The sequence below is a fragment of the Desulfovibrio sp. TomC genome (assembly GCF_000801335.2).
GTDB lineage: Bacteria > Desulfobacterota > Desulfovibrionia > Desulfovibrionales > Desulfovibrionaceae > Solidesulfovibrio.
This window is the reverse complement of sequence record NZ_JSEH01000005.1, coordinates 205,314-228,418: the sequence shown is the minus strand read 5'-3', so window position 1 is coordinate 228,418 and position 23,105 is coordinate 205,314. Positions and strand designations below refer to the sequence as shown.

The window sequence follows — 23,105 nt, the reverse complement described above, 5'->3', positions numbered from 1 at the left end:
GGGGGGACCATGCATACCCACCAAGGCCAGACCACAGGCTCTGGCGAAGCCGGTTCCGTCGTGGTTTTTTCCGCCCTGATCATGGTCGTCCTGGCCGCCTTTGCCACCCTGGCCGTGGACTACGGCTTCCTCCAGTACAAGCGCAGCCAGTTGCAGACGGCGGCCGATGCGGCCGCGCTGGCCGGGGCGGCGGATCTGTTGCGCCATGGCGACAACTTTGCCGCAGTCCGGAACACGGCTGCGGACTACGGCCAACGCAACTTAAGCGACCAGGACAGCGCCGCCAGCGCCGTGACCGCCAGCGATGTGGAACTGCTCAAGGGCGCGACTCCGGCGGCCGGCGAAACCCCGGACACGGTCCGGGTCTCTGCCGGCCGCACCGGCCAGCGCGGCAATCCGGTGGATATGTTTCTCGGCCCCATCCTTGGCTGGGATACCCAGGACCTTACGGCCACGGCCAGCGCGTCGGTCTTTTGCTCGGAGCAGACCAAGTGCCTCAAGCCTTTCTCGCCCCCGGCCAAGTTCACCTGGAACGACGACTGCGACAGCAACAACAAGTACAAGAGCAATGGAGCGTTTGATCCGGCCAGCAGCTGTGAGTTGGCTTCGGTCAAGGTCCTTGGCTACAGCGCCGGCGACCTGGGCGCCCAAATCACGCTCAAGCTCAGCGACAGCCACGACACCGTGGTTCCCGGCCACTTCCAGGCCGTGGATTATCCGCCGGCCAACACCGGCGACCCCGAGTCCGGAGCCGCGACGTACCGTCTCAATATCGCCGGCTGCACCGCATCCAACAACACGGTGGTCAAGGACGGAGACGAACTGGCGATCGAACCCGGCAACATGGTTGGCCCCACCAGCCAGGGACTGGCCGAACTGATCGACGCCGACCCCGGGGCGTCCTGGGACAGCGCCACCAATTCCGTGGTCGGCAGCGCCTACCCCGATCCCATGAAGAGTCCCCGAGTGGCGCTCATTCCCTTCTATGATCCGTCCCGTCCGCAAAACTCCGGCCGCAATTCCATTTATATCTACCAACTCGGGGCGGTCTTCATCGAAAACACCAATGCCAAGGGCGAAGTGGTCGGACGCTTCATGCGCGGCATGGCCGTGGAGCCCAAGCGAACGGCCGGCGTCTGTGATACGGCTTCCGTTTCCCTCTACGGCGTCGGACTGGTCAAGTAGCCGCCCCGGCCGCGCTCCAAGACAAGGGACAGCGTTATGCCTCTGGTCGAATTAAAGAAGTGTGCCGAATGCGGCAAGACAGGCTGGCATGAATTGGTCGACCACGGTCCTCCGACAACAAGCTTTTGGCGGTGCCGGGCCTGCGGGGATCGCCGCGCCGCCGAGCGCATCCGGTTAAGCGAGGAGTACGCCCTGCATCGTGGCCATGTTCAAAAGCCGACCAGGGCCGCCCAGGTACAAATCCTCGACCTCAGCGTCCTTGGGGCGCGGCTGCGTCTGTCCGGGGAGGAAGACTTCTCGGTTGCGCAAAAGGACAAGGTGTTGTTCAACGCCGGACTCCAGCCGGTGGGGCCGCTTGGCGTCTTTCATATGGCCACGGTGCGCTGGGTGAAGGACGATGAATTCGGCATTGCCTTTCAAAAGCCCCTGCTCGCCTGTGCCGCCGATCTGTTGTGCATGATCAAGGGCTAACCGGAGATGGAGATCGCGCAGGCTGCCGAGAGCATGCACAGCCAACCCCTGGCCGAACTGGCTGTGGCGGACGGCCACCGTCCGGGACGACCAGCAGCCTCCACGAATCACAGCAAGAGCAGGCCGTAAGGCGACGGACGTGAAATACCCGAGACGGCAGCCCTTCCCAGGGCTGCCGTTTTCAGTGTATCGTGCGTCAGGAATGGGACAAGGGCAAAACTATTCAGGCCATGGACAAAATGGCTCAGGACGCAGCACGTCTCTGTCGTGCCCAAATCCGGAATCCATTGTTACGGCCCTACAGCCGGCAAAGGCCCCGCCGTCCCAGCCCGCCAACGCCATGCACGTCACAGGGTGTCCATGACCTTACCGCCCCGCCACACGCAGCTCCTCAGACAGAAGGCCGCCATCGGGCTGGCGGTCCTGCTGCTGACACTGTTTGCGGCCGGCTGGTTTACAGCCCCGGATCTGCAGGCCGACTCCCCGCATTCTCCTCTGCCCAAGACCATCACTGTGACCTTGGACATGGATTATCCACCCTACGTTTTCGCCGCGCCCGACGGGACCTACCAGGGCATCCTCATCGATACCTGGAAACTCTGGGAGAGCCTGACCGGCGTTCCCGTGCTGCTGCGGCCCATGGACTGGAACGCCGCCCAAAGAGAACTCCTCCAAGGCAAGGCCGACGTCATTGACACAATTTTCCAGACTCCCGAGCGGGACAAACACTACAGCTTTTCCCCCGCCTACGCCCGCATCGAAGTGCCGGTGTTCGTGCACAACGACTTAAGCGGCATCAACAACCTGGAAACCCTGCGCGGCTTCACCGTCGGGGTCAAACACGGCGACGCCAGCGTGGACTACCTCTCCAGCCGCGGCATTTTGCCCCTGGTCGCCTTCGACGGCTACGAAGGCGTCATTCAGGCCGCCCGGGACGCGAAAATCAAGGTCTTTTGCGTCGATAAGCCGCCGGCCCTGTATTACCTGTACAAGTATGGCCTGGAGAGCGAATTCCGACTGGCCTTCACGCTCTATCACGGCGACTTCCACCGGGCAGTACGCAAGGGGAACGAGGCCTTGCTCCGTCTCGTCGAAGACGGATTTTCACGCATCTCCCCGGAACAGTACGCCGCCATCGACCAAAAATGGCGCGGAGCGACCCTCTTCCCCTCCCAAGCCATGCGCTATTCCTTGTGGGCGCTGGCCGCCGTCGTCTCCATCGCCGTCATCCTGCTGGCGTTCAATGCCGTCCTACGCCGCACCGTGCGACGCCAGTTGCACAAACTCAACCAGCTGCGCACCGCCGTGGGGCAAAGCGAGGAACGCCACCGCGAACTCGTCCAGAGCGCCGCCAGCGTCATCCTGCGCCTGGATCCTCTGGGACGGGTCACGTTCTGCAATGCCTTCGGCCTGCACTTTTTCGGGTACGGGCTCGATGAGATGCTCGGCCGGGAAATCGGCTCCCTCATTGACAACCCGGACAACGCCCAGGCCACGCCCTGGGTCCAAAAACTAGCCGGCCTCTTCGATACCCCGGGAAACACCGGGTCTATGACCCTCCAGCACAAACTCCGCAACGGCGAGCTTGTCTGGATCGCCTGGGCCATACGCGGGCTTCGGGCGGCCTCGGACGAGCTGGCCGAAATCCTGTGCATCGGCAACGACATCACCGATCGCAAGCGTATCGAGGAAGCCCTGCTGGCCAGCGAAGAGCGCTACAGCCTGGTCGCCCAGGGGGCCAACGACGGCATCTGGGACTGGGATCTGCGGACCAATATCGTCTATTATTCACCCCGATACATGGAAATCCTGGGGCACACGCCAGACGAAATCCAGCAACTCCTTGACGAATGGACCAAACGCATCCACCCCGACGACGCCGAAACCGTCATCCGGGCCAACAAACGGTGCGCCGACGGCGAAGTCGACAATTTCTCCGTGGAATACCGGATGCGCCACAAGGATGGTTCCTACCGCTGGATCCTCGGCCGGGGAGCCAGCCTCAAGGATGAACACGGCATCGTTATCCGCATGGCCGGGACCCACACCGACATCACCCGACGCAAACGTGACGAGGAAGCCCTGCGCGAGAGCCAGGATCAACTCGCCAAAATCTTTCGCTTCACCCCGGTCGGCATCGCCGTCACAACCCGACGCGAGGGCCGGCTCATCGATATCAATGAAACCGGGGCGCGCATGCTCGGCCACAGCAAAGCCGAAATCATCGGCCGCCTGTCCATCGACATCGGTCTGTGGCGGGAACAAAAGGAACGCGACGACATCCTGGAGGAAATGTCCCGAACCGGTTCCATCTTCGGCAAGGAACTGGAACTGCGCCATAAAAACGGTTCGTCCGTCATCGTATTGTATTCCGCCGTGCCCAATCACGCCTTCGGCGAAGCCTGCATCCTGTCCGTGCTCGTCAACATCACCGAGCGCAAGGCCATGGAGCAGACCCTTCGCCGGTCCAAGGAAATCGCCGAAAGCGCCAACAAGGCCAAAAGCGAATTCCTTTCCACCATGAGCCACGAAATCCGCACCCCCATGAACACCATCCTCGGCATGGTCGATGTGCTAAGCGCCACCCAGCTCACCCGCGACCAGGCCCATGCCCTCAAAGCCATCGAACTGGCCGGCGGCGCCCTGCTCACGCTCCTCAACGACATTCTCGACCTGTCCCAGATCGAAGCCGGCGGCATCATCATGGAGGAAAAACCCTGCAACATCCTCGAACTGGCCGGACAACTCGTGGACATGCTGCGCCCTGACGCCGCGCGGAAAAATCTCACGTTGCGCCTGGAGACCCACGGCGACCTGCCGCCCCGGCTGTATTGCTGCCCTGACCGCATTCGCCAGATTCTCGTCAACCTGCTCGGCAACGCGCTCAAATTCACGCAGCATGGCGAAGTCGTTCTCGAGATAGGCCGCCAGGACGATGAAAAAAAACGCCCCAAACTGCGCCTGGCCGTCCGCGATACCGGCATCGGCATCGCGCCCGACAAACAAACATTCATCTTCGACCGCTTCACCCAGATAAACGCCTCAGCCAACCGTGAGTTCGGCGGCGTGGGTCTGGGGTTGGCCATCTGCAAGAAACTCACGGAAATGATGGGAGGACGCCTGCGCGTCGACAGTGTCCAGGGCCAGGGGTCCACGTTCACCCTCACCCTGCCGCTGCGTCCGGCTCCGGTCTTGCCCGAAGCCGACGCCGCCCCTCGGATTGCAGAATCCAATGGGGTCCAGGCCAGCGCCACGGTCCTGCTCGTCGAAGACAGCCCCACCAATGCCGAAGTCATGCGGCTCATGCTCGAAGGCACGAACTTCGCCATCACCTGGGCTCCCAGCGGGCAGGCTGCCTTGGCCGCCCTGCACGATCACCCCTTTGACGTCATCCTCATGGACGTCGAGATGCCCGGCATGGACGGCTACCAGACCACCCAGGCCCTGCGCCTCCAGGAACAGGATCTTGGCCGCCCCCGCACCCCGGTCGTGGCCCTGACCGCCCACGCCTTCGAAGAACACCGGCAACGCAGCCTGGAGGCCGGCTGCGACGACTTTCAGGTCAAACCCATCCCCAAAGCCCGACTCCTCTCCACCCTCGAAACCTGGCTGGCCCTGCGCCCCTGAGCCCTGGGCGCTGCCCCTAGTCCCGTCGGGAGCCAGGGTGGTTCCCGGCAAGCTCAATTTTTTTCCGCTCCCACTCATCGTTTCGGTAACGCCACTCCCTTTACCCCCTTTGGGGGTCCGGGGGCCTCAGGCCCCCGGCCGCCGGAGGCTTCTTTGGAGCCTTCCCCGACGAGGTTCGGCCCCCCTACTCTCCCCTCACGGCGGCGTCACAAAACCCAGCTGCTCCAGCCCGGCCTTGTCCGCATCCAGGGAGGCCCCGTTGGTGGTCAGGTAATCGCCAACCATCAGTCCGTCGGCTCCGGCGGCCATGGGGGCCAGATTGTCCGTTGTCGGACCAAAGACCGTGGGCCGGCCGCCGCAGATGCGGATCTGGCGGTCGGGCAGCAGCAGACGCAGCAGGATGACGATACGCCGGGCCTCGTCGCGCGACAGGACCGGTTGCTGGGCCAGCCGGGTGCCGGGGATGGGGGAGAGGAAATTGACGGGGATGGAGAAGGCTTCGGCCTCAAGCAGGGTCAGGGCCAGATCGACCCGGTCGGCCCAGGATTCGCCCAGGCCAAACAGGCCGCCGGAGCAAATCGGGATGCCGAGGCTTTTGCAGGTGCGCAGCACGTCGAGATTGTCCGTAAAGGTGCGGGTGGTGCAGATGTGCGGGTAAAAGGCCCGGGAGGTCTCGAGGTTGTGGTGGTAGGCGGCCAGCCCGGCAGCTTTGAGCCGGACCAGGGCATCGCGGGACAGGACGCCGAAGGAGGCGTCGGCCGCCATGCCGGTGGCGGCGATGGCGGCGACGACGTCAGCGGCCCGGGCCAGTTCGGCTTCCGGCAAGGCCTTGCCCGAGGCCACGATGCCAAAGCGAGCCACGCCGGCGGCGTGCATGGCGGCGGCGGCGGCGGTGATTTCCGGCGGGGCGAGAAAGGCATGTTCTGGGGCGGCGGTCCGGTGATGGCCGGACTGGGCGCAAAAGGCGCAGTCTTCGCCGCAGCGGCCGGATTTGGCGCTGATGATGGCGCAAAGCGAAACCGTGTTGCCGACCCGGACGCGGCGCACGGCATCAGCGGCCCGGGCCAGGGCGTCGAGAGCCGGCCCGGTGGCCCGGGGCAATTCGTCCAGCAGCCGGTCCCGGTCGGTGTCGGACAAAAGGCCCCCGGCCAGCAGGGGGCGGACGATGGCATCGGCAAAGGCAGAAAAAAGCGGCATAGGCGTCCTCGGGGAAGGCCTTAGCCCTGAGGCGCATTTTGGGCAAGAGGGCTTTCGCCGGGAGCCTCCGGGCAGGCCCTTGCGCTTGCTATTTTCCCATATTTCCCACATTAACTTGAAGGAATCTTCCGACCATATTGCACATGGTTGCGGGAAGACTTATAGTTGAAAATGTCTACTGACTGCAAAAAGGAGGCACTCATGCATCGGAAATCCCTGTGGCTTCTCCTTGGCGGGCTGGTTCTGGCCTTGTTCATGGCGATGCCGGCCTTGGCGACGGACTATGAGATCCCGGTGGTCACCGGCGAACATTGGGTCAAATCCTCGCCCCAGGAGCGCAAGTCGTTTCTGCTTGGTGCGGCCACCATTATCGAGCTTGAACAGGAAGTGCAGGGCCAAACGCCCCCCCCAAAGACCACCATCACGGTCTGGTGCAAGGGCCTGAGCGCCTATAATTTTGATGAGATGGCCGCGGCCATCGACAAGTGGTATGCAGCCAACCCGGACAAGCTGGCCCGTCCGGTGGTGGAAGTCATGTGGTATGAATTGGCCAAGCCCAAGGCCGGCAACCTCTAGCCGAAGGAGGCAATCATGAAACGCCTGTCCATCGCAGTCGCAGCGCTGGCCCTTGTCGGCAGCCTTGGCTGCACCAATATGACCAAGACCCAGCAGGGCGCGCTGTCCGGCGCGGCCCTGGGCGCCGGAGCCGGCGCGGCTATCGGGGCCTTGTCCGGCGGCAACGCCGGCATTGGGGCCGGCATCGGCGGCGCCCTGGGCGGCATCGCCGGCGGCCTGATCGGCAACCAGCAGGAAAAACGCGGCTACTAGCCGCCTGACCGTCCAGAGACCATGCCAGCCGGCGGTTTCGGCCGCCGGCTTTTTGCAGCCCAACGATTAACCAATTGCACAGTCAACTGTTCAAATATTTGCGCACTTGACGAGCAACATCCCCGTCTTCGCACTACCACCATCCATAATCTCCAATAATTACAGGGCCACAAACGCATACTCGGAAAGAGCGATCTGGCACGGTCCCTGCTGTTCCTCACGAAACCAGGACGCGCGGCCTTTCGCAGGCTGCGCGTCCGCCCCGTCCGTCACACCCGGGCCGGGAAGGAGGAGGAACATGCGACTGTGCACGCGACCAGGATATTGTTTCGGGGGACTGGCCATCGTGGCCGCGCTCCTTTTTGCGGCCGCGCCCGGGCTGCTTGGAGCGGCCGAAACCGAGAACGAGGCCGACAAGGCCCCGGGACGCCGGCTGGCCCGGAGCGCCACCCAGGCTCCGGGCGCACGCTGGACCACGGCGGATCACTCCAAATTCGAGGCCTTGCAGAAAGAGTTCGCCAAGCCCGAAGAGGTGACCGCCGCCTGCCTGTCCTGCCACCAGATGGCGGCGGACCAGATCCAGCATTCCATCCACTGGACCTGGATCTGTCCGGACTGCGGCGACGGCAAGTCCATGGGCAAGTACGGCAAGACCATCAACAACTTCTGCATCGCCGTCCCCTCCAACGAGCCGCGCTGCACCTCGTGCCACATCGGCTACGGCTGGAAGGACAAGACCTTTGATTTCACGGCAAAAAACCGCATCGACTGCCTGGCCTGCCACGACACCACCCACACCTACGAGAAGTTCCCGACCAAGGCCGGCTATCCGGTGACCGAACCGACGCTCTTCCCGGAAGACGGCAAGACCTATCTGCCGCCGGACTACAAGAAGATCGTGGCCAAGGTGGGCCGGCCCGACCGGCAAAACTGCGGTGCCTGCCACTTTTACGGCGGCGGCGGCGACGGCGTGAAGCACGGCGACCTGGACAGTTCCATGGGGATGCCCAAAAAGTCGCTCGACGTGCACATGGACGCCGAGGGGCTCAACTTCACCTGCCAGCGCTGCCACACCACCAAGGACCACCAGATTGCCGGGCGGCTGTACACCTCGCCGGCTACGGCCGAACGCATCAGCCTGACCGAAGCCGATCTGGCCTCGAAGATCGCCTGCGAATCCTGCCATGGCCAAAAGCCCCACAAGACCAACGCCAAGGCCAACGACCACACCGACAAGGTGGCCTGCCAGACCTGCCATATCCCGGAATTCGCCCGGGTGCTGCCCACCAAGATGAGCTGGGACTGGTCCACTGCCGGCAAGATGAACGCCGAGGGCAAGCCCTTTAAGAAGCAGGGTCCCTACGGCAAGCCGGTCTACGACACCAAGAAGGGCGACTTTGTCTGGGAAAAGAACGTGGAGCCGGTCTATTACTGGTTTAACGGAGCCATGAGCAACATGCTCGTGACCGACACGGTGGACCCGTCAAAGCTGCTCAGCCTCAACCATCCGGCCGGTTCGCCGGACGACCCCAAGGCGAGGATCATGCCCTTTAAGCGCCATACCGGAAAGCAGCCCTTTGATCCGGTCAACGCCACCCTGGTCATCCCGCATCTGTTCGGTCCCAAGGACTCGGAAGCCTACTGGGCCAACTACGATTGGAAGCGGGCCATTGTTTCGGGCATGCACTATGTCGATCTGCCCTTTTCCGGCGAGGTCGGCTTCGTCGAGACGGAATACTTCTTCCCCATCACCCACATGGTGGCCCCCAAGGATCAGGTCGTGGCCTGCGATTCCTGCCACAGCGTCGAGGGTCGGCTCAAGGGCCTGCCCGGGGTCTACATCCCGGGCCGCGACGTCCATGCCGGCGTGACCATGGTGGGCTGGGGAGCAGTCATCGCCGCCCTGCTGGCCGTCATCGGCCACGGCATCGGGCGTATGGTTTCCAGCGCCAGGAGGAAGGGACAATGAGCGACAACACCACCGGCAAGTTCTATCTCTACACCCGCTACGAGCGTTTCTGGCACTGGCTGCAGGCGGCGTTGATCCTCGCCCTGGCCGCCACCGGCTTCGAGGTCCACGGCACGTTTTCGCTCCTTGGCTACAAGCGGGCCGTGGCCGTCCACTCGGCCCTGGGCGTGACCTGGCTCGTGGCCTTTGCCTTCTTCGTCTTCTGGATCGCCACCACCGGGGAATGGAAGCAGTACGTGCCGACGACGAAAAAGATGTTCGCCGTGGTGCGCTACTACGGCTACGGCATCTTCCTCGGCCAGCCCCATCCCTGCCCCAAGACGCCCGACGCCAAGCACAATCCGCTCCAACGCCTGACCTATCTGGCGCTGGCTGCCGCGCTGCTGCCGTTTATGATGGTCACGGGGCTGCTCTACTATCTCTACAACGACTGGGCCGCCCTGGGCCTTGGCGGCCTCGGGCTTTCGGGCGTGGCCCTGGCCCATCTCATCGGCGCGTTTGCCATCCTGGCCTTCCTGGTGGTCCACGTCTACATGACCACCACCGGGCACACGCCCCTGGCCCACATCACGGCCATGTGCACAGGTTGGGAAGACGTCCAGGCCGAAAAGCCGGAAGAATGGGAGAAGCGGACGGCCTGACCGCTTGGCCTGGCTAGATTGGTTTGACTGATTGACCTGTCGCCGCCCCGGGAACCACGGTTACCGGGGCGGCGTTTTCCGTTCGTTCCCCGGCTCCGGATCTGGACATTGCCCGAGGCCAAGGTCTAAATGGGCCTGCCCTCTTGGCCAAGAGGCCAGGGGCGCACACAGGAGCTGCACCCATGAAAAACCTGTTTCTCACCCAGGCCCTGTACAACCGCTGGGCCAATGCCCGCCTTGCCGCTGAGCTTAACAAGCTTTCGCCCGAACAACTCACGGCGACCTCGGCCGTCAATTTCGGGTCCATCCTGGCCATTGCCAACCATCTGGTCCTGGCCGACCGGCTGTGGCTCACCCGGTTTACCGGCCAGGGAGCGCCGGTCCCGTCCGTGGACGCCGTGCCCTATGCCGCCCTGCCCGCACTGGCCGCCGCCCGCGTCGTCGAAGAAGACCGGACTATCGCCTTTTTCCGCGCCCTTGACCCGGCCAGCCTTGGCGACACCCTGGCCTTCACCACCACCGACGGCAGGCCCATGGCCCTGCCGCTGGCCGTCTGCATCAGCCATTTCTTCAACCACCAGACCCACCACCGGGGCCAGATGCACGGCCTGCTCGGGGCCTGCGGCATCAAGACGGCGGACATCGATCTGCTCGGCTTTGAGCGCGAAACCGGGGCCTACGCCGCCTTGCTGTGAGGCTTCGGGGCCGCGGCCGGGGTCGGCCGGCCGCCGTGCCCGGAGCGGCCCCCCAAAATGCCGCCTCCGGCCCAGACGGAAAGAGAAGTGTCGGGGCGTGAGTGAGCAGGGTTGGCCATAACCACGGTTGGGCATATTGGTCGGACGAGCCGGGAACGGCCGCGGCCCGCCTACGCCAACGCGGGCAAAGAAACGCTTGGGCCGGCTGCGCTCAACAATGCCCCTGGTTTCCCTTTCCAAATTTGATTCCCGCATCAATGGTCAGCCCCATGCCGACGCTGCCGAATCGATTGCCGGCAACGATCCGGGCCGCAGGCACGGCCTGCCTGCATGCTTGGGCTATGCGCGGAATCGCCGTAGAGCCGCCGGTCATAAAGAGCGTATGGACACTTGCAGCAGCAATGCCGGCTTGCTTGAGACATTCTTGAATTTGCGCAACAATCCGTTCTTTTTCATTTTCAATGCTGCGTTCAAACCTGCTTCGTGAAACCGAGACGCGAAGGCCCTTCTCCACGTAGTTCAAGGCAATCGACGCGGCATCCTGTTCCGAAAGCATCATCTTTGCGGCTTCAACGTCGCTGGCCAACCGATGCCCGTCCTGCTTTTGAATAATCCTGACCAGCCGTTCCACCAGATCCTGCTGCGCGGCATGATAGTGCATGTTTTTTACACTTTGCAGTGCTCTGTTGTTGTATAAAAACACTATCTTATGCCAGGTCGCCAGTTCCCGGTAATAGGTTGCCGGCACGTCCAATATGGCATCGCCGGGGAAAAGGCTCCTGGTCTGCGTTCTGTAGCCGAATAACGGCATGACTTGTTCGAGACTGAGCTTCACGTCCAAATCGGTTCCGCCGATATGCACGCCGGCGTTGGCCAGGATGTCTTGCTTCCTGTCCCGCTGCCCTCGCCTGTCCGGCGACACCCTGACGACCGAGAAATCAGACGTTCCGCCGCCGATATCGACAATCAGGGCCAGCTCTTCCTGCGCCGCCGACTGTTCATAATCAAGGGCCGCGGCTATTGGTTCATACTGGAAAATGATATGTTGAAACCCGGCTTTCCGGGCAATTTCCTCCAAATGACCTTGGGCCAGCGCGTCGGCCTGTTCGTCGCCGTCCACGAACCAAACGGGCCGCCCCATGACCACGCTCTCGACAGCTTGGCCGGCGGCGGCTTCAGCTCTCTTTTTCAAGTGTGCTATAAAACTTACGATGATATCTTTAAATAAAATATTTTTATAGCCGACTTCTGTCGACTCATTGATGAGCGAGCTCCCCAGGATACTCTTGAGCGATCGCAAGAAACGCCCCTCGCAACTGCTCACGTACAAGGCGATCGCCTCATTGCCAAACAACACGGCATTCTCTTCCGTGTCATAAAAAATGGCGCTTGGAATTGTCTGCCTGTTGTCTTCCAATTCGACGAGGCAAGGAAGACCGTTTTTCAACAACCCAACAGAAGAATTCGATGTGCCAAAATCGATTCCAATAGCCGCCGCCATATGTGCTCCGTGTTCGCGTCGTGCCAACTGCCTGCCCAAAGTCCAGGATGGCACGCTCAAAGAGAAGAAGATCCAGTCGGCATCTCGCCAACAAGATTCCTCTGCAACAATTTCTTGATTTATTTTAGCGTGTTAATCCACAGCCGGGGAACGTCGCGCAAATGCCCTTTCCAAAGCCCCGCGCCTTCGGAACCAATGGGGGAGGGACATTTATTCTGAACATTTCCCGAAGTCAAACCGCGCGTTTCCGGTGCCTGGCAATTTTCGGCGACCAAAGGCAGGGGCACGTCTTGCCTCGCTTCCAAGGGATTCCCAACGCCCTCCCCCCGCCCCCGATGGGATTTCAAGGGGTTGGCACTCCCTTTGGCCGGCCACGGCAACGGTGGCTCCCGTCAAACGCAACCACCAACTGCCACAGCCTCTTTCCGTCTTTTCTTGCGCAACTTCCGCCCCTCGACCTAGCAACGCCCCCAGTCAAATCGCCCCCCCCAGGCGGGATTCCAAAGGGGTCACCCCTTTGGCCGCCGGAGGCATCTTCTCTTTTCCTCTCTTCGTTCTCTCCTCCGCCTCGCCACCCTCCCCCGCTGTCGTTCCATCGACGCACAATCGACGCCGGGCTGCCTCGCCCGAAGTGCCCGGGCGCGCTATCCTACGATCATGCTCGGATTTTTTCTCAAGGGTGCGACCATCGGCGCGGTCATTGCCATGCCGTTTGGGGCGGTGGGGATGCTGTGTCTGGGCCGGGCCATGTCCCGGGGGCTGCGGGTGCGCCTCTTGTCGGGCATGGGCGCGGCGGCGGCCGATGCGTTTTACGGGGCGGTGGCCGCGTTCGGGCTGACGTTTGTCTCGGATTTTCTGGCTGCCCACGCCGCCGTGCTCCAGGGGGGCGGCGGCCTGTTCCTGGTGGCCATGGGGCTGCGTCTGCTGCTGACCAAACCGCCCGATCTGGCACGGGCGGACCGTAAGGGCAGTTATGCCGGGGCCTTTGCCTCGGCGTTTGTGCTCACGCTCACCAATCCCATGACCGTCGTGGCCTTTGTGGCCATTTTCGCCGGCTTCGGCCTGGGTCAGCCCGAGGCCCAAAGCGGCGAGGCGGCGGCGGTGGTGGCCGGGATTTTTGGCGGGGCCATGGTCTGGTGGGCGGCCATTGCCCTTGGCGGCAAGATGCTGCGCAACAGGCTGCTGGCGCACATACGCACCCTGCGCCGGGTGTTTGGAGCGCTGCTTATGGCCTTCGGGCTGTGGGCGTTGTGGAATGCCGGAATGGGAATGGCCTAGCGACTGGAGGGGCTGTCGATACCGCCATCAGGACGGCAGGCTTCCTGGCGAAAGACGCTTAACCGCTCGGAGATGATTTTCAGGCCGGTGAACGGAAACCGGGTCATGGCGTCTTTGTAGGGCTGCGGATCGGCCAGGAGGCGGGTGAGTTTTTCACGGATGCCGTCGGCGCAGAGTTCGTCCCAGGGCAGAAACTCGATCAGGCCCTGGCGGCTTAAGACCTCGGCCCGGATGCGCTGTTCCAGGCGGGGGACCTCCCGGGGCACCACCAGGGACGGTTTGCCTTGGGAGAGGATTTCGCAGGTGGTGTTGTAGCCGCCCATGGTCACGATGGCGTCGGCCAGCCCCATGAGCGTCTCCATGCGCCGGTAGAAATGGTAGAACCGGGCCTTGACCTTGGCGGCGCGCTTGGCCACCAGTTCGCGCTCGGGCCGGGGCATGAACGGGCCGGTGACGAAGATGACCCGGTGTTCCGGGCCGCCCCCCTCCTCCAACATGCGCAGATAGGCGTCCATGAGCGGATAGCCGTCGCCGCCGCCGCCGGTTGTCACCACCACGAGCTTTTCCGCCAGCCCGAGGCGTTCCTCGCGCCGGATGGGCGTCATGGCCTGGGGGGCCGGCACCCGGCGCGGGATGTAGCCGGTAAAAACCATTTTGCGGCTGATATTGTCCGGAATTTCATATTCGACCACCGGGTCGTAGAGTTCCTGGTTTCCGTAGACCCAGATCTCGGAATAGTACTGGTCGAGGACCTCGTAGACGCCCTTCTCCCGCCATTCCCGGATGGTGGAGGCCGCGTCGTCCATGACGTCGCGAAGCCCGAGGATGGTGCGGGTGCGCGGCTGGCGGCGCTTGAGCCATTTGAGCGTCGGGATCACCTCGCGGCGAAGGCCCATGGGCGCTTTGTCCACGATAAACAGGTGGGGCTGGAAGGCCTTGGCCGTGGCCACGATGATGTTGCGGCGGATATTCAAGGCGTGGCGGGCGTTGATCTTGATGGAAAGGGGGAGGTATTCCTCATTGGTCTTTTTGATCATGCCCGGAATACGCACGTAGTCGATGCCTTCGGGGATCTCGTAGCGGCCGGCCAGGGGCGAGCCGGTAAGGATCAGGATGTTGACGCCCCTATGGCGCAGATGCTCGGCAATGGCCATGGTGCGACGCAAGTGTCCCAGACCATAGGTGTCGTGGGAATACATCAGGATATTAAATGTGGTGGGGCCGGCCATGGGATCAGGGGACGTCGATGCCGAGCTTGCGGTACTCGTTTAGTTTGTTGCGCAGCGTGCGTACGGAAATCCCCAGAAGCTGGGCGGCCTGGGTGCGGTTGCCCTCGGTGCGGTCCAGGCTCTTGATGATCATGTGGCGTTCCATGACATCGAGGGTCACCACCTCGCCGGCCCCGCCGCCGGGCAGTTCGCCCAGGTTGCGGGCAGCGGCGGCCATGTCGAAAGGATCGTCGGCCTCGCCAGCAGCAGCCGCGCCGGAGGCAGCGGCCTCCTCGGAGACCTCGCCGGCATCCCCTTCACCGGGTCCGGTCATGGGATCATAGGCCGCGTCGCCGCCTTCGCCGGGCCAGACGTCGGGATCGAGCAGGAAATGGGCCTTGCGGATGGGACCGTCTCCGGCCAGGAGCACGGCGCGCTCCATGAGATTTTGCAGCTCACGCACATTGCCGGGCCAGTCGTAAGCCATGAGCCAATCCTTGGCGTCGGCGGAAAAGGCCAGAGGCGGCAGGCCGTAGGCCTTGCGGAATTTCTCCACGAAAAACTGGGCCAGCCTGGGGATGTCCGCCCCGCGGTCGCGCAACGGCGGCAGTTTGAGCGGGATGACGTTTAAGCGATAATACAGGTCCTGGCGGAACTTGCCCTCGGCCACGGCTTCGTCCATGCGCCGGTTGGTGGTGGCCAAGACGCGCACGTCCACGTGCACGGTATCCGTGCCGCCCACCCGGTCGAACTCGCTCTCCTGGAGCACGCGCAGGAGCTTGGCCTGCAGGCCCAGGTCCATCTCGGAAATTTCGTCGAGCAGGATGGTGCCGCCGCTGGCCATCTCGAACTTGCCGAGCTTGCGGGCAATGGCCCCGGTGAACGACCCTTTTTCGTGGCCAAAAAGCTCGGATTCGAGCAGATGTTCGGGCAAAGCGGCGCAGTTGATGGCCACAAAGGGGCCGTCGGCCCGGTCGGAGGAGGCATGGAGATAACGGGCGAACATCTCCTTGCCGGTGCCGGACTCGCCGGAAATGAGCACGGTCGCCTTGGACCTGGCCACCTGACGGGCCAGGGCCAGGACGCGACGGATGGCCGGATGTTCGCCCACCACGGCAAAACCCTTGCCGGAGGTGGCCGGCACGGCGGCGTGCCGGGGGACGGGCACGACGGGTTCGGCCTTGGCCGGGGCATCGTCCGGCAGCATGGCCAGAATTTTGTCCCAGGTAAGCGGTTCGAGCCAGTAGTCCCTGGCCCCGAGTTCCAGACAGCGGGCGGCCTCGGTGGCCGTGCCCCGGTCGGTAAAGACGATGACGGGCGGGAACGGGTCGAAATTCTGGGCCTCGGCCAACAGATGTTCAGCGGTATAAACACCCATTTTGGCCTGGGAAAAAATGATGCAGGGCGGCGACTTGCGAATGGCGGACAGGGCTGTGGCCAGGGAGTCGGCGATACCGGCGGCTATCCCGGCTTCCTTGAAGAAGGGAAAAAATTGGGTCACCGCCTGGGCTGGGGCGACAAAAAGTATTGTCTTTTCCGCCATCGCCGAGGTTCTAGCCCGAAGGCCAGCGGGTTTCAACCGGTTGGACGTCAATTCTCCCCGATCGCAGTAAATTCCCTGTCCGACTGCTGGCATCAGACCAGGCCGCACTGGCGCAAAAGCCCGGTGAGCACCTTGTCGCTGTCGAAGTGTTCCTCGGCAATGGCCCGGGCCGCGTCCCCGGCCCGCTGCGGATCGGCTTCCACCCGGCGCAGGGCCTCAATGGCGGCCTCTGGCCCCTCGAAGGCAAAAAGCCCCTGCCCGGTCGGCAGATAGGCCCCAAAGCCGGTGTCTTCCACCACGGCCGGACGGCCGGCGGCCAGAAAGGTGGCGGTACGGTCGGAAAACCAGCCGCTTTTCAGGATCACGTTCTGGTCCTTGGCAATGGTGAACTCGCCCCGTGAGTTCCGGATATAGTCGCGGTAAGCCACAGGATCGCGGGAAATCTCCAAGGCGTCGCGCACCTCCCAGCCGGCGGCCCGGTAGCGTTCGGCGTTTTCCTTCATGCCGCTCATGGCCATGCCAAGCGGCACCCCGGGCAGTCGGCCCGGCAGATCGAGGATGGCTTCGTATTTGACGTTTTTGCGCCAGGCCAGTTTTTTACCGGCCACTTCCACATCCCGGTCCTTGGCTTCCCAGGTGCCGATGGTGGTATAGTTCGCGCCGCGTCCTTGGCCGCGCGGCCAGAAATCGAGCACCACCGGCGGCAACAGCGGCTTCCAGTCGATGTCGGACAGCGGCACGCCGGTCTGGCCGGCCGGCAGATTGCAGCCGTAGGTGAAGCAGGTCTGGTGGGCAGCGAAATAGTCGTGGTTCCAGGTGTTTTCAGCCACTTTGGCCTGGGTGAAGACCGGGTCGGTGTCGATGACAGCCCGCACCGGAGCTTGGAGGTATTCCTCACGCAGAGGAATGACGCCCGAGACATTGAGAAAAAAATCAGCCTCGGCCAGATGGCGGTCGAGGCTGGCCCGCTCCATGCCGTACACGCGGTTCTCGATCTGGCTGACGTAGGCCCAGCGCCCGGCCAGCCCATGGTCGGAAAAGAGCCGGTCCACGATGGCCCGGCCCCGGCTGGAGTCGCTGCCGGCATAGCCAAGGACGGGATCAAACGGATAGGCCCAGTCGGAGGTGTCTTCCACAAAAACGACCTCGTGGCCAAGCCGGGCCAGCCCGGAAGCGAAGTGCAGCATCATCCACAGCTGCCCGCCGAGCGGAAAGCCCACGGCAAAACCAGCCACAATAATCCGAAGCGATCGTTTCATTCATCCCTCAAGCGCCTGTCCGCCGTTCGCCGACCGCGGCCGACGGGCCGGAATACGCAGTCGGCCGGTTATACGCCGGGCTTGCCTTTCCCTTCGACCCAGAGTTTGACGCCCTTGTCGATGGTGACGACGGGTACGGCCTTTTTCTTCAAAAAGTCGGCGAGTTGCCCGAGCTTTGCGGCATCCCAGGGTTCCCAGCCCAGATCGGAACCAATGCCGTGCATACAAAAGATCACCCAGCCGTTCTCCCGGATGGCGTGTTCCTTGACCAGCCCGATAATAGCCTCGGCCGTGTCGTTGGTATGGACTACAAACCGCTTGAGCCAATAGCGGTCGGTGGAGCCCTTGCGATTGAAGGTGTCGCCGCCGTTGGCCACCTGGGAATAAAAGCGCTTGGAGAGTTCGCTCATCTCCGGGGTCCAGTAGTTATGCGGGGTGATATAGGTGCTGACGGCAAAGCCGCGGTCGGAAAGCTCTTGTTTGGAGGCCTGCATCTCGCGTTCGTAGGAGATGGCCACGATCTGCTGCTTTTCCGCGCTGGCAGGATCAAAGGGGTGGACCAGGACCTCGCCGATCAGCTCGTCGAAGTAATAGCTGCCAGGTTCGTCGCGCACCAATTTGCCGTTGGAGCGCTCACGCAGCAGTTTGCCGTTTTCCATCAATCCGGCCAGCTCTTCGTACTTGTACTTGGCCTCGAAAAGCGGGCGCTGGCCGACTATGGGTTTGAGCAGAAGGCATTTCTCTTCGGCCACAAACTTGGGGATGTCGATGGGCCGCTTGTGGGTGAGGCTATGGGAGGCGATTTCCCAGCCGGCCTTCTCCAGTTCATGCAACTGCTTTTCATTCATGAAGTCCGGATCGCCGGAATCCACCCGGTCGGCAATGATGCCGGTCGTGGCCACCAATCCATAGCGGGTGAGCACCGGAAAGGCATATTCGTAAACGCTGGAAAGCCCGTCATCGAAGACCAGGCTGACCATGCCGGCCAGACACACCCCCCCCATGGCGGCGGGAGCGGCCAACAGGGCTGCGGTCAGAGCCAGGGCACGAAAGAGAACACGAAATCCACGAATTTTTTCCATGGCTTGTCCGCAGGGCAATACTGCCGCTTCAGGTTGGGGCTCAGAAAAGCCTACAATATTAGTGCCAAAAGTCAATGTCTGCTTCTGACGGAAACGATCAATAAGCAGGGCCGCCGAGGGGCGGCCCTTGGGATGGTGCAGGACAACAACACAACCAGAAGGAGGGGGGTAACCGGCAGTCACAGACGGCTTAGGCCTATGGCTGCCTTCCAGCCACACATAAGCACTGCGCGCCCGGCGGCAAGGCCTCCGGCCTGATGCATTGACGGCCGATCAAAAAGTGGTATGTGGCGCTTGCCGCCGGCAGATGTTTTATCCGGCGGCCATCTCACGGAGACGCCATGTCCAAACGCCGCACCGCCTCATGTACGTTGTGCCTTATGCTCGCCCTGGCCACTGCCGCCCAGGCTCTGGGCGCTTCCAAGCATTTTCGCATATCGTACGAGCATTTCAACGATTATGCCGCCAAGGCCGCAGATCTGTACTTCAAGACCGAGGCTCCCAACGAGAAAAACATCCTGTCCCACATGACCGCCGTCTGCGCCATCTATGCCGAAAAGGCCCGGGGGCTGGTCCACATGACCGATGTGGCCGAGCACATTGTGGCCAAACGCGACAAGATCTATGTGGTCAAAAGTCTGCGCGACCTCAAGGACGTCACCCTGGCCACCCTGCCCCAGGACATAAAGCTCCTGACCGAACTGGTGGACGGCCAGGAGAATCAGAGCCTGTTCCAGCTCGGCACCCAGGTTATAAACGAACTGCGGGTCTTTGAGCGCAACACCGAAAATCTCTAGCCCGGCCAGACGACAACGGGCCAAAATCGCTGAGAGAAACGCCCCCCTTACTTGCCCTGTGGCAGGGGTCCGGGGGGATCATCCCCCCGGCCGCCGGAGGCGCTCCCCGCCTTCTCCCCTACCTTCTCTCCCACCCTCTCTCCTGGCTCCACCGCGACGCCCACAGCCACGCCCAGCCGTCTGGGGTCGAGGGCGCCGGTCTGGGCCATGGGCACAAAGGCGCTGTCGGGCATGATGAAAATGGTCTGTGCCCGGCCGTCGCCTACGTCCGGCAGATGGTAGCGCCGGGTCGTCGGAGCGCCGCCAAGGTGCAGCCGGTCCAGGAGACCGGCGTCGGACACCAGGACGACGTCGGTCGGCACGGGCGAAAAAAGGGTCAGGGACACCTCGCCGGGCGCGACCTGCACGGCCGCGTCTCCCACGCTCCAGCGCATGGTCTGCCCGGCAATGGGCTCGGGCGGGAAGAATCCTTCGTAAACCACCGGGCCGCAGCGCCACTGGGGCAGGGACAACCGCGCCCCGGTGCGAGAAAGTCCGGCGTCGGCGGCGTAGGAAAGGACCGCGGCCAAGGCCAGGCCCCAGGCCAAATGCGCCGGCCAGCGCCGCCCCCGCCCCCCGTCTTCCAGGGCCATGGCCCGGCCAAGAGGCACGAAGAGCAGGAAGAGGACCGGGGGCACGTAAAACATTTCCTGAAAGAACGCATAAATATGAAAGGCGACCAGGGACAGGAGCAAGGCGGCGTCGAGCATCCCGGCCGTGTCCCTGGCCCGTCGCCACAGCACCCAGCCGGCCCGGCCGACCAGGGCCAGCCACAGGCCAAGCCCGGCAATCCCCAGGCCCGAGAGGAGCTGGATATACATGTTGTGGGAGGTCTCAAACACCTCGGCCGACGGGTCGCCGTAGCGCCCGAGCCAGGCGGCCGGCGTGGCCAGGAGGACCGGATAGTGGCGGGCGTAGCTTTCATAGCCCATGCCGAAAACCGGGCGCTCGGCGGCAATGAGCAGGCCCGAGCGGAACAGCGCCGGTCGGGGCGAATCCGTGAAATTGCCGACTCGTTCCTTGAGCAGGGCGTTGATCGGCCGGCTTATGGCCGACAATTCCCGGCCCGAGGCCCAAAAAGCCAGGGCGACAACCAGTGCGCCGGCCACGGCCAGCCCGGGCAGATGGCCGTAGGGCCGGGGAAACCGGGCCATGGGACCGTCGCGCAGATACAGCAGCACCGCACAGGCCAAGGTCAGGCTGCCGGCGATCCAGCCGGCCCGGGCCAGGGTGAGGACCAGAGCCCCGGCGCAAAGGGCCAGACAGGCCGTGCCGTAGCCCCGCCGCCACAGGCCCCGGCGGGCAAAGGGCAGGAGCAGAAACGGCGCGGCCACGGCCGCGTATTCGGCAAACCAGCCCGGATTGGCAAAAAGCGAGGTGAAGCGGTAATGGAGCAGGTAGTGGTCGCCCCGGAAATGCTCGGTCAGGCCAAAGACAATGGCCGTGACCAGCCCGGCCGCGATGCCGGCCGCCAGGGTCTCAAAACGTCCGGCAAGCCGGCTCCCGGCCAGTTCCCAGGCAAAGACGGCCATGACGGCCAGCCGCAAGGCTGCGGCCAGACCGTAAGCCGGGGCATGGGCCGGGGAAAAGACCATGGCGGCGAAAAACCGACTTGGGCCAAACAGCGCCGCCGCACTCGCCAGACGGTCCCAGGGCAGAAGCCACATGGAGCCCAGAACCATGACCACAACGGCCCCAAGGAACGCGCCGGTCAGTCCCGGGCCGGCCGGCCGACGGCCGAGATTGCCCCAGACCAGGGCCAGCGCGGCTGCGTCAAGAACCAGTCCAAAGGCCACGGCCGGGTAGACGTAGGTCTGCCAGCCGAAGAGAAAAAGCGTGAACCCGAGCAGGAAAAGGCCCAGGGACAGCCCCCGGCGCGACACGGCCATGGCCGCGCTGCCGGCCAGGATCAGGCCGGCAAAGGCCTGGGCCGGACGGCCCAGGGACCACAGGGTCATGGCCGAAAGCAACAGATGCCCGGCCACGAGCACAATGCCACCCGCCCGCATCACCCCGCCGGCCATGCCGCTCTCCGTCGCTGCCGCGCCCATGGTCCGGCCTACCGTTTTTCCGGACAAAAGGCGTTTGGCACGTCAAGGACGAGGTCGTCGGCGTCGCCGGCCAGCCCGTTTTGCCCGGCCGAACGCACGACGTCGGGCAGGCAGGGGAAATCCGGGCTCTCGGCCTCGTTTTCATTGAGCAGATAGGGCGAGCCCCAGGGATCGCGGGCCAGACGGGCCAGGGTCTTGGGCGAGGCCCCGACGGCCCGGCCCAGCCGTTCCCGGGCACTGTCCCATTTGCGCCGGCACACGTCGCCCTCGGGCACGGTGCGCAGATCCCGCCCTTCGCAGCCGCAGCTGGTGCAATTTTCGCCGGTAATCTCGAAAAGCGGTTTCCCGGCGACGGTTTTGACCTCGCGGGCCAGGGCCGCCAGAATCGAAAGCTCCTTTTGGGCCTCGGCGCGCTCCCCAAGCAGGGCCACCATGGCGGCAAATTCCCGGCGCTTCTTGGCCAGGGTATCGCCCAGGAGCAGGGAGGCGGCCAGGAGCGCCACGCAGCAGACCAGGGCCGTGCGGACCCGCCAAAGGGCCCGGGATTCGTAGCGGTCGGCCGAAAGCTCCCAGGGACCGGCTTTTTTGGCGGCAAAGGCCGTCGTGAGGCGCGCCAGCCGGGCCTCGCCCCGGCGGGCAAAGGCGGACAAGGCCTCGCCGTCCGGGAACAGTCCCAGCCCAGCCCGGTCCTCCCGGACGGAAGGCTCCCCGGCCAGCCCCAAAACGGCGGCACAGGCGTCCAGGTCCTCGGCCAGCAGGCCGGCCAGCAGGGCCGCATCACGAAAGTCGTCGGCCCCAAGCAGGGCATAGAGTCCGTCGAGCCGGGTTCTGGCCCGGGCCAGCAGATCGGCCGCGCCTTCCCGGGCGGCAATGGTGGCGGCGTCGGCCGCACGCAGGGCCGGACGACGCTCGCCGGGCATGAAATAAGACAAAAAATCCAAGTTGTTATTCCGTTCCGGCCGCAGGTTTGGCCACGTTGCCCCGGGGGAGCACGCCGGGCGGATAGACGACGTCCAGGACCGTCACGGCGTCGCCCCGGGCCTTGGCCGGGCCGGTGGTCAGGGCCAGGACATGGCCGCCGTGGCGGCGGTCATGGCTTAAAAAATGAAAATGCCAGCCGGCCGGGGACAGGGACGGCAGGCCAGGGGGCGTATAAATGCCGACCAGGGTCCCGGCAATGTCGGTCAGGGGAAAGGTGCTCTGGTGCTTGATTGCCTCGGCCAGGGGCGGCCAGGGCTTGGCTTGGGCCGGCACGCTGCGTACGGTCAGGGTCGGGAAAACGCCGTCCACCCGCACGGCGCACATTTTGGAGGGGTCCGGCAGCCGGTCGGTCAGGGCGGCGGTCAGGGCGGGCAGGTCCAGGCCGTCCACCCGGCCAAGATCGACGGACCCGGCAAAGCGCACGATCTGGGCAAAGGGAGCCAGTTGGCCAGGACGCGCCCGGTGGACCACGCCGTCGGACGTCACCTGATAGACGACCCCGTCCAGGACCACCATCTCGCCGTCGAGATCGGCAAACGTGCCCAGGCCAAAGTCGCCCTGGCGCACAAGCCCGGCACAGGACCGCTGGCCGGCATAATCGCCGACGATCAGGCCCTCGATGGAGCCGGTCTGGTGCAGGGTGGCAGCCCAAAGCCGGCCCGGGTCGGCAACGAACAGCGAGACGGCCAGGACGGCGGCGCGCAGCAGGGCAAGGCGTGACATGGGGGGTCCTCCTTGAGGGGATCGCAGTTG

The 23,105-nt window shown here is 63.8% G+C and carries 19 protein-coding genes; 10 read left to right on the top strand and 9 right to left on the bottom strand.

All coding sequences use genetic code 11. The features are described from left to right. Positions 1–9: 9 nt before the first annotated feature. The 3 genes from NY78_RS06850 (at position 10) to NY78_RS06840 (ending at position 5,283) form a co-directional block, all read left to right on the top strand. Complete coding sequence (locus NY78_RS06850; RefSeq protein ID WP_047960064.1) at positions 10–1,185, top strand: pilus assembly protein TadG-related protein; 1,176 nt, start codon at positions 10–12, stop codon at positions 1,183–1,185. Positions 1,186–1,221: 36 nt separating this feature from the next. Next, a complete protein-coding gene (locus NY78_RS06845; RefSeq protein ID WP_043633444.1) occupies positions 1,222–1,656 on the top strand; it encodes a PilZ domain-containing protein in 435 nt (144 codons plus the stop codon). 360 nt (positions 1,657–2,016) lie between these two features. Further along, a complete protein-coding gene (locus tag NY78_RS06840) occupies positions 2,017–5,283 on the top strand; it encodes a PAS domain S-box protein (protein WP_082139908.1) in 3,267 nt (1,088 codons plus the stop codon). Positions 5,284–5,478: 195 nt separating this feature from the next. On the opposite strand, the gene bioB is transcribed toward NY78_RS06840, so the two are convergent. Next, the gene (gene bioB, locus NY78_RS06835) at positions 5,479–6,480 is read right to left on the bottom strand and encodes a biotin synthase BioB (RefSeq protein WP_043633441.1); all 1,002 of its coding nucleotides are present in this window, start codon (positions 6,478–6,480) and stop codon (positions 5,479–5,481) included. 201 nt (positions 6,481–6,681) lie between these two features. Here bioB and NY78_RS06830 point away from each other — a divergent pair, with 201 nt between their 5' ends. From NY78_RS06830 to NY78_RS06810, 5 genes are all read left to right on the top strand, one after another. Next, complete coding sequence (locus NY78_RS06830; RefSeq protein WP_043633438.1) at positions 6,682–7,056, top strand: hypothetical protein; 375 nt, start codon at positions 6,682–6,684, stop codon at positions 7,054–7,056. A gap of 15 nt (positions 7,057–7,071) precedes the next feature. Then, the gene (locus tag NY78_RS06825; protein WP_043633435.1) at positions 7,072–7,308 is read left to right on the top strand and encodes a glycine zipper domain-containing protein; all 237 of its coding nucleotides are present in this window, start codon (positions 7,072–7,074) and stop codon (positions 7,306–7,308) included. Between the two features lie 298 nt (positions 7,309–7,606). After that, on the top strand, positions 7,607–9,277 hold the full coding sequence (locus NY78_RS06820; protein WP_043633432.1) for a tetrathionate reductase family octaheme c-type cytochrome: 1,671 nt from the start codon (positions 7,607–7,609) through the stop codon (positions 9,275–9,277). Next, complete coding sequence (locus tag NY78_RS06815; RefSeq protein ID WP_043633429.1) at positions 9,274–9,918, top strand: cytochrome b/b6 domain-containing protein; 645 nt, start codon at positions 9,274–9,276, stop codon at positions 9,916–9,918. Before NY78_RS06820 ends, NY78_RS06815 begins: the two co-directional genes overlap by 4 nt. A 182-nt stretch (positions 9,919–10,100) precedes the next feature. After that, entirely contained in the window at positions 10,101–10,613 is a 513-nt protein-coding gene (locus tag NY78_RS06810) for a DinB family protein (RefSeq protein WP_043633425.1), read from the top strand. 211 nt (positions 10,614–10,824) lie between these two features. On the opposite strand, the gene NY78_RS06805 is transcribed toward NY78_RS06810, so the two are convergent. Then, positions 10,825–12,114 (bottom strand): Hsp70 family protein, encoded by a 1,290-nt coding sequence (locus tag NY78_RS06805; RefSeq protein WP_043633423.1) that lies wholly within the window; start codon positions 12,112–12,114, stop codon positions 10,825–10,827. Between the two features lie 657 nt (positions 12,115–12,771). Between NY78_RS06805 and NY78_RS06800 the strand changes: the two genes are divergently transcribed. Further along, positions 12,772–13,392, top strand: coding sequence for a LysE family translocator (locus NY78_RS06800; RefSeq protein WP_043633420.1), 621 nt, complete (start codon positions 12,772–12,774; stop codon positions 13,390–13,392). On the opposite strand, the gene NY78_RS06795 is transcribed toward NY78_RS06800, so the two are convergent. From NY78_RS06795 to NY78_RS06780, 4 genes are all read right to left on the bottom strand, one after another. Further along, positions 13,389–14,621 (bottom strand): glycosyltransferase family protein, encoded by a 1,233-nt coding sequence (locus NY78_RS06795; RefSeq protein WP_043633417.1) that lies wholly within the window; start codon positions 14,619–14,621, stop codon positions 13,389–13,391. The genes NY78_RS06800 and NY78_RS06795 overlap by 4 nt on opposite strands. A gap of 4 nt (positions 14,622–14,625) precedes the next feature. Further along, positions 14,626–16,143 carry a sigma-54 dependent transcriptional regulator gene (locus NY78_RS06790; RefSeq protein WP_043633415.1) on the bottom strand — a complete coding sequence of 506 codons (1,518 nt, stop codon included), beginning with the start codon at positions 16,141–16,143 and terminating at the stop codon, positions 14,626–14,628. A gap of 92 nt (positions 16,144–16,235) precedes the next feature. Then, on the bottom strand, positions 16,236–17,402 hold the full coding sequence (locus tag NY78_RS06785) for a hypothetical protein (protein ID WP_043633412.1): 1,167 nt from the start codon (positions 17,400–17,402) through the stop codon (positions 16,236–16,238). A gap of 68 nt (positions 17,403–17,470) precedes the next feature. After that, positions 17,471–18,484: a polysaccharide deacetylase family protein gene (locus NY78_RS06780; RefSeq protein ID WP_043633410.1), complete on the bottom strand. Its 1,014-nt coding sequence runs from the start codon at positions 18,482–18,484 to the stop codon at positions 17,471–17,473. A gap of 341 nt (positions 18,485–18,825) precedes the next feature. On the opposite strand from NY78_RS06780, the gene NY78_RS06775 reads away from it, so the two are divergent. Further along, the gene (locus tag NY78_RS06775; protein WP_043633407.1) at positions 18,826–19,281 is read left to right on the top strand and encodes a hypothetical protein; all 456 of its coding nucleotides are present in this window, start codon (positions 18,826–18,828) and stop codon (positions 19,279–19,281) included. Between the two features lie 47 nt (positions 19,282–19,328). On the opposite strand, the gene NY78_RS06770 is transcribed toward NY78_RS06775, so the two are convergent. From NY78_RS06770 to NY78_RS06760, 3 genes are read right to left on the bottom strand one after another with little or no spacing between them, the layout of a single operon-like run. Next, a complete protein-coding gene (locus NY78_RS06770) occupies positions 19,329–21,371 on the bottom strand; it encodes an O-antigen ligase family protein (RefSeq protein WP_082139907.1) in 2,043 nt (680 codons plus the stop codon). A gap of 8 nt (positions 21,372–21,379) precedes the next feature. Continuing rightward, positions 21,380–22,312 (bottom strand): hypothetical protein, encoded by a 933-nt coding sequence (locus NY78_RS06765; protein WP_043633404.1) that lies wholly within the window; start codon positions 22,310–22,312, stop codon positions 21,380–21,382. A gap of 4 nt (positions 22,313–22,316) precedes the next feature. Continuing rightward, on the bottom strand, positions 22,317–23,075 hold the full coding sequence (locus NY78_RS06760; RefSeq protein ID WP_043633399.1) for an acetolactate decarboxylase: 759 nt from the start codon (positions 23,073–23,075) through the stop codon (positions 22,317–22,319). Between the last annotated feature and the right edge of the window lie 30 nt (positions 23,076–23,105).